Raw genomic sequence first — 13,123 nt, forward strand, 5'->3', positions numbered from 1 at the left:
TCCTTAAGCGCTTTTTCCAATGATACATGAACCACTTTTTGATGGTGTACTCCAACCATAATATTGGATTTACCATCGGTAAGTGCTTCTACTGCACCTACACCAAGTTTACTCGCCAGCACCCGGTCAAAACAACTTGGAGAACCTCCACGCTGAATATGCCCCAATACCGACACCCTAATGTCGTACTCTTCATATTTTTCGCCGATATGTTCGGCGAGTTCAAAAATTGTTTTACCGCTTTTCTCTCCTTCTGCTACCACGATAATACTTGAAGTCTTTCCGGATTTTTTACTTTTTTCCAGAGATTCCATCATTAGCTCTATTCCCCCTTCTTCTTCAGGAATAAGGATTTCTTCAGCACCTGCTCCAATCCCGCTATTCAAAGCGATATCACCAGCATCGCGCCCCATTACCTCGATTAAAAACAGCCTGTTATGGGAGCTGGCGGTATCCCTGATCTTATCTATAGCTTCCACCACGGTATTTAATGCGGTGTCATAGCCCAGGGTATAATCGGTGCCACTAATGTCGTTATCGATGGTTGCCGGAATCCCTACAACCGGAAAATCGAACTCCTGATTAAACAAAAGTCCTCCGGTAAAGGTTCCATCCCCACCTATCACAACCAGAGCATCTACACCAGCCTTTTTAAGGTGATCATAGGCTTTTTTTCTCCCCTCTTTGGTCTTGAACTCCATTGCGCGGGTAGACTTAAGGAAAGTACCACCTTTATTAATAACGTTTCTTACAGATCTTGCGTCAAGCTTTTCAAAATCGCCCTCAATAAGACCTTGATAACCCCGGTAAATACCTGTACACTCAAGGTTGTAATATGAACAAGCCCGTACAACTGCCCTTATTGCGGCATTCATTCCTGGAGCGTCTCCTCCGGAAGTTAAAACTGCTATATTGTTAATTTTCTTCATCATTACCTCAAAGCTATTTCAATTGATTAATATAACCTAATTTCCGCAAAAACTAAATCGTTTTCGGTTAATAACTAATAAAAACAGCCCGTTTTAGCGGGCTGTTTTTATTAATTTAGGAGTTTTTTTACTTATTTACTAATATTCTATATTGCCATGGATTTAATTCGAAATTTCCATTCTCTGCCATCTTTACACTTTCTCCAGTCATATAATCTGTATACTCTCCTTCCAGTTTTATCGTGAAATTAACGGGAGAATCACTGAAGTTAGAAAGATAAATGAGGACCTGCCCATTCTTCTCTCGTTTAAAAGCCATTACTTTTTCTTCTTCTGAAGTTTCCAAAGCTTCATAAGAGGCTGCTTCCTTCGCTCCATGCAAGGCTACATTTTGGTTTTTAAGTTCTCCTAATTTCTCAAGGATCGGCCATACCTTTCCTTTTTCTTTAGAAATGGTGTCTTTTTCAAAGAACTTCAGTCTTTTATCCATATCATATTCCTGACCACTGTAAATAAGTGGCATCCCCGGAAGCGTATAACTAAAAGCAAGCATAGCTTCTGAAGCCTCCCCCATTCTTTCTTTTACGGTACCATTCCAGGAGTTTTCATCGTGATTTGTCACGAAATTCATCAGGTAATCATCCTCCTGGTAGGTGGTATCTATCTTTTTCATATAGGCATTCCAGTCTTCCACAGTTTTCTTGCCCTGGGCCATTTCATTCATAATGTGATGACCTTCCCAGTTATATCCCATATCGAAGGCATTATGAAAAAGATCTTTATCCTCAGATTCAGCCAACATAAACAATGGTTTGTGGGATTCCAGTTTTTCTACAGCCTGCTCCCAGAATTTAGTTGGAACTTCTCCGGCTACATCAGCGCGGAAACCATCAATATCATATTCCTTTACCCAAAATTCCATCTCTTTGGTCATGGCTTCCCAAAGAGCTTTATTCTCATAGTTAAGGTCTGCCACATCAGTCCAGCCCCAGCTTTCACCGGTATCCGGATTTAAGGGATCAACGATCTCACCTTTTTCATTTTGAGTGTAAAATTCAGGATGTTCTTCTATCCAGTGATGGTCCCAGCCGGTATGGTTGGCCACCCAATCAAGAATAACATACATTCCGTTCTCGTGCGCGGTATCCACAAGATTTTTGAAATCATCAAAATTTCCAAATTCGGGGTTCACTTCGGTATAATCAGCAATCGCATAGTAGCTACCTAAATATTTCTTTCTTTCCTCTTCGTCTTCAATATCTTCTATAGAAAGGTCCCCTTTTGCTTTGCGGTTTTTCATAGAAATTGGATAAACCGGCATCAGCCAAATCACTTTTACTCCTAATTCCTTTAATTGTGGAATATCCTTGGTAAATTCCTCGAAAGTCCCTTCCGGGGAATATTGGCGAATATTCGCTTCATAAATCACAGCCGATTCCATCGCCTCATTAGATACCGGCTCCAGACTTTCCTGTTTTTCTTCTCTTTGTTCTTCCTGCTTTGGCTCGCTTTTACAAGCCACCATCAGTACCAGAAGTGCCATTATCATTGAAAATTGTTTCATAGTTATTTATTTTTTAGTTCATTTTTGTTGTTAAAAGGTAAACGCCTTCCTGGTCTAATTCCAGGCTCTTATCCCATTCAAAAGTTTCTCCTGAAATCAGGTTTTTAAGGGTTTCCCCATTTAGTCCTAATTGTTTGAACCTTTCCAGGTCTAAACTGAAGTTTTCCTCATTTTTATTCAGTATGATCACTACACTTTCAGCTTCGGTTTGTCTTGCCAGCACATATACCCCATCCTGAGGAGCAAAATGCAAGGTTCTTCCTGCATGAATTGCCTCAGAATCTTTACGGTAATTCAGGATCTTCTTCAGAAAATCCTGCATATCCAACTCTTCTTCCGAGAGTCCCTCACCGGTGAAGGCATTGGTGTCATGATCCTCCCAGCCTCCGGGAAATTCGGTACGAATAAGTCCGTGGTCACCGGGATTGGCTGTATCATCCATAAGGATCTCGGTGCCATAATAGATTTGAGGTGTTCTTGGAAGTACCAGCATATAGGCCACAGCCATTTGGGTTTTTACTACATCTTCATCCAGTTGGGTAAAGATCCTGCTCTTATCATGGTTGTCGGGGAAAATCATTATATCCTCGGGGCATTCATAGGCGAAATCGTTGGCAAGGCCTTCATAAATTTTCAAAAGTCCACTTCCCCAGCCTTCATCTTCTTTCAAACCTTTTACAATTTCACCCTGCATCGCAAAGTCCATTGTAGATCTTAGATTGGATTTGTAGCCGTCTTTATTGTCTACTCCATCCTGCCAGTAACGAATTAAAAGCGGATTATAGCTCCATTCTTCCCCCACGATATTAAAATCGGGGTATTCGGTCATTATAGCCCCGGCCCATTCGCTCATAAAATCTTTATCGGGATAGGGATAGGTGTCCTGTCGAATTCCACCAAGACCGAGGTATTCTATCCACCAGATACTATTCTGAATAAGATATTTGGCCATAAATGGATTTTCCTGATTCAGATCGGGCATAGTGTCCACAAACCAACCTTCGGTCATTTGTTTTTTATCTACATCGGCAGCATAAAAATCCTGATTGGAGGTTCTAATATGATTTGATTTGGTTAATTCCTTGCCTTGTTCAAATTCCTCCTGGTAATTCAACCAGTCTTCAAAAGGCAGGTCTTCCATCCACCAGTGGCCTGAGCCAATGTGATTAGCCACCTGGTCCATAATAAGTTTAATTCCTCTTTCCCTGGATTTTTCAGCCAATTCCTTGTATTCCTCAAGGGTTCCGAAGCGGGGATCAACCTTGTAAAAATCAGTCATGGCATACCCATGGTAAGAGCCCGATTCCATATCGTTAATCAATAATGGAGAAGACCAAAGGGCGGTGAAACCCATCTCATCAATATAATCCAGGTGATTTATGATTCCCCGGATATCGCCTCCGTGCCTACCATAATCATCTTCCCTGTCTATTGTTTTCTCCCTTAAAGAAGGATCTTCATCATTAGAAGCATCGCCATTGGCAAACCTATCTGGAGTAATGAGATAAATCGCGTCTTTATTATTAAAGCCGATAAAATCAGTTTCCGGTCGGGTTCTTTCTTTTAATTCGTATTCATGAACCAGTTCTTCTCCGTTCTCCAATTTAAAATTGATAGGAAAAATTCCCGGTTCAGCCTGCTCTGATAATTTAAGGTCCAGAAAAAGATAATTCGGACTTTTGGCGCGATGCACAGCTTCCAGCTTAATACCAGTGGCATCAAGGCTTACCTGGGACGCTCCAATATTTTCCCCGTAGATCATCAGTTGTAACTCATCATTTTCAAAGTCAAGCCACCAGTGAGGCGGTTCAACCCTTTCAATTTGAGCCATCATTGAGAGGCTTCCGAAGAAAAGGAGAGTAATTAATATTTTTTTCATTTTTCTATAATTTAAACGCTAATTTCCTGGTTAGGACTTACCTCTATGGTTTCCCCATTCACTTTTATCTTAATAGCACTATCGCCCTCCAGTAAAAACCTGGTTTGATCCATGCTTACGGTAACCTTAAGGGTCTGATCCCTAAAATTAACCTTAAAGGAATAAGCTTCCCATTGCCCAGGAATTCTTGGTGAAAACTCCAGCTGATCTTCTTTTACCCGCATTCCGCCAAAACCTTCCACAATGCTCATCCAGGTTCCGGCCATACTCGTAATATGGCATCCCTGCTCAACCTCGTTGTTATAATCATCAAGATCAAGACGGGAAGTTCTCAAATAGAATTCATAAGCCTGTTCCATTCTACCCAAAACCGCAGCCTGAATGCTATGCACACAGGGCGATAAGGAAGATTCGTGAACTGTAATAGGCTCATAGTAATCAAAATGCTTTTCAAGTTCTTTTGTGCTGAAGTGATCTTCAAAAAAGTAAAAGCCCTGCAACACATCGGCCTGTTTTATGTAACAGGAACGCAGGATACGATCCCAACTCCATTTCTGGTTGATAGGTCTTTGACTTTTATCCAATTTGCTAACAGGTTTTATCTCCTTATCCAAAAAACCATCCTGCTGAAGAAAGACCCCTTCTTCCTCCGAATATGGGAAATACATAGCTTCAGAGACCTCTTTCCAGGAAATTAACTCGCTATCGGTTAGTTTGGTATGCCCCATAATGCGCTCATAATCCTCTTCGTAGCCATGCTTGACCTTATCGATCATTTCCATGGTGTATTCCAGACACCATTTCGCGATATAGTTGGTATACCAGTTATTATTTACGTTATTTTCGTATTCATTAGGCCCGGTAACTCCCAGAATAACATATTTATTCTTTTCACTGCTTAAATTAGCCCTCTGATGCCAGAATCTGGCTATTGCGATCATCACTTCCAGACCTTTTTCGGGGATATATTCAAAATCTCCGGTAAAGCGCACGTAATTATAAATAGCATAAACCATAGCCCCATTACGATGAATTTCTTCAAAAGTAATCTCCCATTCGTTATGACTCTCCTCCCCATTCATAGTCACCATCGGGTAAAGGGCGGCACCATTTTTAAAGCCTAATTTTTTGGCGTTTTCAATGGCCTTACCCAGTTGGTTATAACGATAGGTTAAAAGATTTCTGGCCACCTTTTGATCTTTTGTCGCCATATAAAAAGGAATACAGTAAGCTTCGGTATCCCAGTAAGTGCTTCCTCCATATTTCTCACCGGTGAAGCCTTTAGGACCAATATTCAGTCTTTCGTCCTTTCCTAAATAGGTTTGGTTTAACTGAAAAATGTTGAAACGTATTCCCTGCTGGGCTTTTACATCGCCAGAAATTGTTATATCGGCCATTTCCCAGATCTTCGCCCAGGCTTCTTTTTGCTGCTGAAGGAGGTTCTCAAAACCTGAAGCCACAGCTGTCTTCAAAACATCTTTCGCCGCTGCAACCAATTGATCTCTTTCATGGTTCATATCGGAAACATATCCGGCATATTTCCGCAAACTAATTTTTTGCCCTTTTTCGGCATTCACTGAATAGGAGAAAGTAAGTTTATCTTCGGCTTTAGATTCTTTAAAATCGAGATCTTTTTTTGCACCATCAACCAAAATCTCCGATTGCATAAAACTGCCCACATGAAATTCAGTCTTAAGAGTTTTAGAAAGGATAAAGCCTTTATCAGCTTCTGATTTAACCTCTAGGGTTTCCCAGAAACGCTCTTCCCAATTGGCATCGGTATTGGTAATTCCGCCATCAAGGTAAGGTTCAAAGCGAAGTTCTGCATCGCTGTTAAGCACCTCCACCTGAAAGTCTATCGCTCCCAGTTCATCTTCAACAATCGACAAAAATCTGGTCGCTATTACCGAAATTTCAATATCGTTAGGCAAAACGGCCACAAAACTACGGCGATGAAAGCCTTCTTTCATATTAAGCTCCCTTCTGAAATCTTTCACTTCTTTACAGGCAAAAAGATCCAGAGCCTCATCATTTACAAAAAGGTTTATTCCAATCCAGTTTGGCGCGTTAAGCACTTTCGCGAAATATTCGGGATAGCCGTTCTTCCACCAGCCCACTTTGGTTTTATCGGGATAATAAACCCCACCGATATAGCTCCCCTGAAAACTTGGTCCGGAATACTGTTCTTCAAAATTAGCACGCTGGCCCATCACTCCGTTTCCAATACTAAAAAGGCTTTCCGATGATTTTACTCTATCGACATCAAAGCCCTCTTCAAGTATTGACCATTCGTCTGGTTTTATATAATCCTGGTTCATTTAATTCTCTGTTTACTAAGTAGTTTTTCTATAAATTCTCTTTCTATTTCCGTGAAATCGGAAAACACATAATCGGCTTCCCCTAAAGTGGTTTTATCGCCAATTCCTATACTCGTCATATTAGCCCGGTTTGCGGCCTGAATTCCAGCCACCGCATCTTCGAAGACAATGCTGTCTTCCGGTTTTACTCCCAATTTTTCAGCAGCGATCAAAAAGACTTCTGGGTCGGGTTTAGCCTTAGAGACATCGGTTCCATCTACAATAGCATGAAACTTTTCTAAAAGATTGAGTTTTTCCAGAATGGTTCGCGCATTCTTGCTGGCAGACCCCAGGGCAAAGGGAATATCATTCTCAATAAGATAATCGAGTATTTTTGACACTCCAGGCAAGATTTCAGATGCATCCATCTCATTTACATAAGACAGGTAATTTTCGTTCTTAAGGTCCATCTGGTGCTGGAATTCTTCTTCTGAAAGCTTCATCCCACCCCATTTTAATATTTTTTGAAGTGAATGTACACGGCTCACTCCTTTAAGTTGCTCGTTTTGTTCTTCAGTGAAATCGAAACCCAAATCGTTGGCCAGCTTTCGCCAGGCCAGGAAGTGGAATTTAGCCGTATCTACTATCACTCCGTCTAAATCGAAGATCACTCCTTTTTTCTCCTTCATTTCCATAATTTAATTTTTTACTACTACTGGTTCATCTACATCATAAATTCTTATGGTAAGCAAAGCCGCAATAAGAAAGGCGATCCCACTGGTTACCAAAGCATAGATAGGGTTTCCGCCGTACAGGTATTTCACCATTGGGCCACCAATAAGTGCGTTTATTATCTGAGGTATTACGATAAAGAAATTGAAAATCCCCATATAGACTCCCATTTTTCTAGGCGGAATTGATCCTGCAAGAATCGCGTATGGCATAGCCAGGATGCTTGCCCATCCAATTCCAATTCCTACCATAGAAAGCAATAACCAGTATTCATCGGGTGCGATATAGATGGATAATAAGCCGAGCCCTCCTACGATAAGGGAAACCATATGCGTATTTTTTCTACCAATTTTTAAAGCAATAGCAGGTAAAAAGAAGGCAAAAACAGCCGAAACAGCGTTATAAACCCCAAACAATACACCAACCCAATCTCCTGCATCCTGATAGGTCTCACTGCTGTTATCAGACAGCGGTAAATCATAAATATGATGCGCTATTGCCGGAGTAGAAAACACCCACATTCCAAACAAACCAAACCACGAAAAAAACTGCACCCAGGCAAGCTGGCGCATAGTGAATGGCATATTTTTAAAGTCGGTGAAAATATCTAAAAGGCTGGATTTTTTTGCGTCCTCGGGAATTTCTTCTTCCACGTGGTCGTCCATTTTCTCGAGTTCTTCCGGGGAATATTCGGTAGTGGTAAAAACTGTTACCAGAATACTACCCACCAGGATCGCTGCGCCAATAACAAAGGATAACAGCAGGTTTAACGGAACCTCACCGGCTACGGTGCGGTTGCTAATATCGAACCAATTAGCCAACACATAAGGTAACCAGGAACCAATTACAGCACCAACTCCAATCAAAATTGTTTGCACACTAAATCCAAGAGTTCGCTGGTCTGAGGGCAGATTATCTGCAACCAGGGCTCTAAAGGGTTCCATAGCAATATTAAAAGAAGCATCCATCACGAAAAGCATACCCGCTCCTATCCAAAGGGAGGGAAGAATCGCGATAAACATATCGGCATTGGGCATCAAAATAAGTCCAGCCGCTGCCAGAATAGCTCCGGTAAGAAAAAAAGGACGTCGCCGGCCCAATTTGGTCCAGGTCTTGTCACTATAATACCCAATAATTGGTTGGATTACCAGTCCGGTGATAGGTGCCACCAGCCAGAACCATGAGAGTTCATGTACATCGGCACCAAAAATTTGTAAGATTCTACTCGCGTTGGCATTTTGGAGAGCAAAACCCAGTTGTATTCCCAGGAATCCAAAACTCATGTTCCAGATCTCCCAAAAACTCAAGGTTCGTTTTTGCATATCGTAAGTTTAAATGTGTTACGATAAGCGCTAAGACTTATCAAAACTTATTAAGGTAGGAAGTAAAAATATAAGTTCTGATAAATTTAAACTGGGGGCAAATATAATAAAATTTTAAAGCAAAACTCTTTTTTAGCTTTTTGTAGATTCTCTACGCACCAAACTGGTTTCTACAATAACGGTTTTATAGGATTCTACCTCATCTGGTTTTCTTTCCAGTTTATCGATGAGCAGGCGTGCTGCTTCTGCACCCATTCTGGTGCCGTGCTGGCTAACGGTGGTAAGGCTTGGTATAAAGTTTTTGGAGAGCTCTCCATCGGTAAAACCAACTACCGAAACATCTTCGGGCACATTGCGACCCTGCCGTCTCAAAGCCCCTATAGCCGACACAGCGAATTGCTCGTTTACCGCAAAAAGACCATCAAGATCCCTGGTCTTTAAAAACTCCCCGATTTCCTTCTCGCTGTTTTCCATATCCTCGATTTTAAGGATAAGGTTTTCATCTAAAGGATAATCATTCTCCTCAAGAGCTTCTATATAACCGCTGGTTCTAAGTTTACCTACACTAACATAATCTACAGTGGTAAGTATACCTATTTTTTTACATCCGGTTTCTATTAAATGTTCAACAGCTTTTTTGGCTCCTATAATATCATCAATAATAACTTTATCGCAATGAACCTCTTCTACTACTCTATCAAATAAAACTACGGGCATCCCTTGATTAATAACTTCCGTTAAGTGATGGTAATCTTCCTTTTGCATAGTTTCCTTGGCCAGGGAGAGAATAAATCCATCGGTACTGCCGTTGGCGAGAAGATCCAGGTTTAGGACCTCCCTGTCAAAAGAATTGTTTGAAAGGCAAACAATAACATTATAGCCTTTTTCATTGGCTACCTGTTCCACTCCGCTTATAACTGTTGTAAAGAAATAATGAACTATCTCGGGTATAATAATCCCAATGGTCCTGGTCTTGCGATTCTTGAGACTTAAAGCAATATTGTTTGGTTTGTAATTATAAAGTTTTGCGAAAGCTTTTATCTTTTGCTTAGTCTCCTCTCCTATTTCAGGACTGTCTTTAAGAGCCTTTGAAACTGTAGAAATAGAGACATCTAATTCTCTTGCAATTTGCTTTAGGGTAAGTTTAGGACGCATATTATTTTATATGGAATTAATAAATTCAACAAGTACTAAAACCTGATATGGTAAAAATATCATAATTTTCATGGCTTATCATTAAAATAAAAAAGTTTTCAACACGCAAACGTTTTCGGACCTTGCAGGTGACCAGAATCACATTTGAGCCATTAGATTTTACCTACTTTTAACCTCAGGAAGTAAAAATATAAGATTAATATTTAGTTAAATCAATAAAATAATTTATGAAAACACTATTCAAAAGCACGTTGATGTTGCTCCTTATGCTACCAATGAGCTTTTTCGCCCAGGAAAGCGTTAGCGGGGTGGTTAGCGAAAGCGCCTCCGGTCTTCCGGTTCCGGGCGCAAACGTTATTGTGAAAGGAACTACCAACGGCACTGTAACCGATTTTGACGGTAATTATACCATCACAGATGTACAACCCGGAGATGTAATTGTCTTCTCATTTTTAGGTTTTGCTACTCAGGAAATTCCCTATGATGGTCAAACCACTATCAATGTTCAACTTGATGAAGATGCTGCTACTTTAGAAGAAGTGGTATTAATTGGATATGGTAGTACCTCAGAACAGGATGCTACAGGATCGGTAGAAAAGGTTTCTTCGGAGTCCTTTAATAAAGGAGCTGTGGTTTCTCCGGAACAATTGCTTTCAGGTAAATCTGCAGGGGTTAGAATTACTCCAGGTGGAGGTGCTCCGGGAGAAGGTGGTCAGATTAGAATTCGTGGAGGTTCTTCCCTGTCAGGAAACAACGATCCACTTATTGTAGTAGATGGTATTCCATTAGACCAGAGAGGAGTTCAGGGGGTAAGAAACCAATTGAACTCTATTAACCCTAACGAAATTGAAGATTTTGTTATCTTAAAGGATGCTGCTGCTACCTCTATCTATGGTTCCAGAGCTTCTAACGGGGTAATTCTTATCACCACAAAAACCGGGAAAAAGAGTAGCCCGCTTCAGTTGGAGTATGACCTTAAAGTTTCTGCCGGGGAAATTATCGATAAAGTAGATAATTTAAATGCCCAGGAATTCAGAGAACTTATCGAATCTACTCCTGGTACAAACCCAGAGCTTTTAGGCGATACCGAAACAGACTGGCAAGATGTAATCTATCAAACTTCTGTTGGAGCAATACATAACCTTACTGCTTCACAAGGTTTCGAAAACTTCTCTTACCGTGTTAACTATAATCATACTTCTCAAACAGGAGTATTGAAAACCGATGTTTACGAAAGAAATGCACTAAACATCGCATTGAACCAGGATTTATTTGATAATCATTTAAAACTGGCCTTAACTACTAAAGGTATTGTAGACGAGAACCGTTTCGCAGACCAGGGCGCTATTGGAGCCGCTGTGGCTTTTGATCCTACTCAACCGGTTTATGATGAGAGTTTACCATTTGGAGGCTATTTTGAGCACAATACCATGAGTAACGGTCAGGTAATTCCCCAGCTCCAGGCCACAAGAAATCCATTAGCACTTCTTGAAACCCTTGATGGAAGAGGGAAAACAATGAGAAACATCACTAATTTAAATGCTGAATATAAATTCCATTTCCTTCCGGAATTGAAATTCAATGTTAATGCTGGTTTTGACTATGCAGAAAATGAAGGGCACAACTATCGCCCAAGTTATGCGGCCGGAAACGGATTATATATTCAAGGAAGAGAATACGCCCAGGAATACTCCGGGATCAACCGTAATACTTTATTGGATTTCTACTTCACTTACAAAACAGAATTGGATGCCCTTGATACTGAAATGGATTTAACCGCTGGTCACTCTTATCAGGAATTCTATATTGAGAATAATGATGAGTATACTGTTGCTGATGATCCAGGATACCGGGTGGTTCCTTCAGTTATAGATCGAAATTCCCTGGAATCTTATTTTGCCAGAGCAAGCTTTGATATCGCAAATAAATACCTGATTTCAGGTAGTGTGCGACGCGATGGATCTTCACGCTTTGGTGGAGATAATAAATGGAGTACTTTCCCTGCAGCCTCTATCGGTTGGAAAATACACAATGAAGAGTTTCTACTGGACTCCAATACCTTATCTCAGTTAAAACTAAGAGCGGGTTACGGGGTTACCGGTAACCAGGAAATCGGAAGTAATTACGGTTATATGGGAATCTATTCTCCCAGTGTAGGACCAGCAAGATACCAATTTGGAAACCAATTCTACAACACCCTTAGACCTGAAGAATTTGATGCCGACCTGAAATGGGAAGAACTGCAAACCTATAACGTAGGTTTAGATTTCGGTTTCTTTAATGACAGACTTTCTGGTACTGTTGAAGCTTATTACAGGGAAACAGAAGATCTTTTGGCTACCGTACCGGTACCTGCAGGAGCTAACCTAAGTGACCTTTTGGTTACCAACGTTGGTGAAACTGTAAGTAAGGGTATTGAAGTAGGCCTTAACGGAACAATCATTCAGAAAGAAGACTTCAACTGGGATATGAACTATAACATCACCTTCCAGGATTTGGAGATCACCAAACTTTCTTTAGGTGAAAACCCGAATTTCTTTATCCCTCAGGGGGGAATTAGCGGTGGTGTTGGTAACAATATCCAGATCTGGAAAGAAGGTTACGATCCTTCTACTTTCTTTGTATTCCGTCAGGTTTACAATGAGGCCGGGCAACCAATTGAAGGTGCTTATGCCGATGTTAACGGTGACAACGAAATAACCGAAGCAGACAAAGTACCTTATAAGAAGGCCAATCCAGATTACTTTATGGGATTCACCAATACCTTAAATTATAAAAACCTGGATTTCAGTTTTACTTTCAGAGGAAGCTTTGGTAACTATATGTACAACAATACCCAGTCTGGAAACGGATTCGTAACCGCTGGTACAGTAACTCCACAGGATTACTACTCAAATCTTAACAGCAATGTGCTGGAAAGCAACTTTGTAAACAACCAGTTATTCTCAGATTACTATATTCAGAAAGCAGATTTTGTAAAACTGGATAACATTTCATTGGGTTATCTTTTCCCAGGTGAAAAAGTAGATTTCAGAACCTCATTAACTGCGACCAACCTTTGGACTATTACAGATTATGACGGGCTTGATCCTGAAATCTCCAGTGGTATTGATAATAATTTTTATCCAAGGTCTACCAGTGTTGTACTTGGTCTAAACCTTATATTTTAATAATAACAAAATAATATACTAGCTATGTTTAAAACATTTAAATCAATTCTGCTCGTTTTTCTTGGGGTGGCCCTA

Annotated in this window: 8 protein-coding genes; 1 reads left to right on the forward strand and 7 read right to left on the reverse strand. The window is 40.6% G+C overall.

All coding sequences use genetic code 11. The features are described from left to right. The 7 genes from pfkA to VIM94_RS01955 all read right to left on the reverse strand — a co-directional run. Positions 1–932, reverse strand: a 932-nt coding sequence (pfkA, locus tag VIM94_RS01925) for a 6-phosphofructokinase (RefSeq protein ID WP_332037605.1), incomplete at its 3' end; no start/stop codon positions are given. 124 nt (positions 933–1,056) lie between these two features. Further along, positions 1,057–2,493 carry an alpha-amylase family glycosyl hydrolase gene (locus VIM94_RS01930; RefSeq protein ID WP_332037606.1) on the reverse strand — a complete coding sequence of 479 codons (1,437 nt, stop codon included), beginning with the start codon at positions 2,491–2,493 and terminating at the stop codon, positions 1,057–1,059. 13 nt (positions 2,494–2,506) lie between these two features. Continuing rightward, positions 2,507–4,372 carry a glycoside hydrolase family 13 protein gene (locus tag VIM94_RS01935; RefSeq protein WP_332037607.1) on the reverse strand — a complete coding sequence of 622 codons (1,866 nt, stop codon included), beginning with the start codon at positions 4,370–4,372 and terminating at the stop codon, positions 2,507–2,509. An 11-nt stretch (positions 4,373–4,383) separates the two neighbouring features. Next, entirely contained in the window at positions 4,384–6,690 is a 2,307-nt protein-coding gene (locus VIM94_RS01940) for a glycoside hydrolase family 65 protein (protein WP_332037608.1), read from the reverse strand. After that, complete coding sequence (gene pgmB, locus VIM94_RS01945; RefSeq protein WP_332037609.1) at positions 6,687–7,358, reverse strand: beta-phosphoglucomutase; 672 nt, start codon at positions 7,356–7,358, stop codon at positions 6,687–6,689. Before pgmB ends, VIM94_RS01940 begins: the two co-directional genes overlap by 4 nt. Before the next feature lie 9 nt (positions 7,359–7,367). Further along, complete coding sequence (locus tag VIM94_RS01950; protein WP_332037610.1) at positions 7,368–8,723, reverse strand: MFS transporter; 1,356 nt, start codon at positions 8,721–8,723, stop codon at positions 7,368–7,370. Positions 8,724–8,855: 132 nt separating this feature from the next. After that, a complete protein-coding gene (locus tag VIM94_RS01955; protein WP_332037611.1) occupies positions 8,856–9,878 on the reverse strand; it encodes a LacI family DNA-binding transcriptional regulator in 1,023 nt (340 codons plus the stop codon). 227 nt (positions 9,879–10,105) lie between these two features. On the opposite strand from VIM94_RS01955, the gene VIM94_RS01960 reads away from it, so the two are divergent. After that, positions 10,106–13,048 (forward strand): SusC/RagA family TonB-linked outer membrane protein, encoded by a 2,943-nt coding sequence (locus tag VIM94_RS01960; protein ID WP_332037612.1) that lies wholly within the window; start codon positions 10,106–10,108, stop codon positions 13,046–13,048. The last annotated feature ends 75 nt before the right edge of the window (positions 13,049–13,123 follow it).

It is taken from the genome of Salegentibacter sp. (assembly GCF_036568425.1).
Classification (GTDB): Bacteria; Bacteroidota; Bacteroidia; order Flavobacteriales; family Flavobacteriaceae; genus Salegentibacter.

Excerpts from the sequence above, each read along its gene's own strand:
- VIM94_RS01930 (WP_332037606.1), bottom strand. The coding sequence starts at position 2,493 with ATGAAACAATTTTCAATGATAATGGCACTTCTGGTACTGATGGTGGCT.
- VIM94_RS01935 (WP_332037607.1), bottom strand. The coding sequence starts at position 4,372 with ATGAAAAAAATATTAATTACTCTCCTTTTCTTCGGAAGCCTCTCAATG.
- VIM94_RS01940 (WP_332037608.1), bottom strand. The coding sequence starts at position 6,690 with ATGAACCAGGATTATATAAAACCAGACGAATGGTCAATACTTGAAGAG.
- pgmB (WP_332037609.1), bottom strand. The coding sequence starts at position 7,358 with ATGAAGGAGAAAAAAGGAGTGATCTTCGATTTAGACGGAGTGATAGTA.
- VIM94_RS01950 (WP_332037610.1), bottom strand. The coding sequence starts at position 8,723 with ATGCAAAAACGAACCTTGAGTTTTTGGGAGATCTGGAACATGAGTTTT.
- VIM94_RS01955 (WP_332037611.1), bottom strand. The coding sequence starts at position 9,878 with ATGCGTCCTAAACTTACCCTAAAGCAAATTGCAAGAGAATTAGATGTC.
- VIM94_RS01960 (WP_332037612.1), top strand. The coding sequence starts at position 10,106 with ATGAAAACACTATTCAAAAGCACGTTGATGTTGCTCCTTATGCTACCA.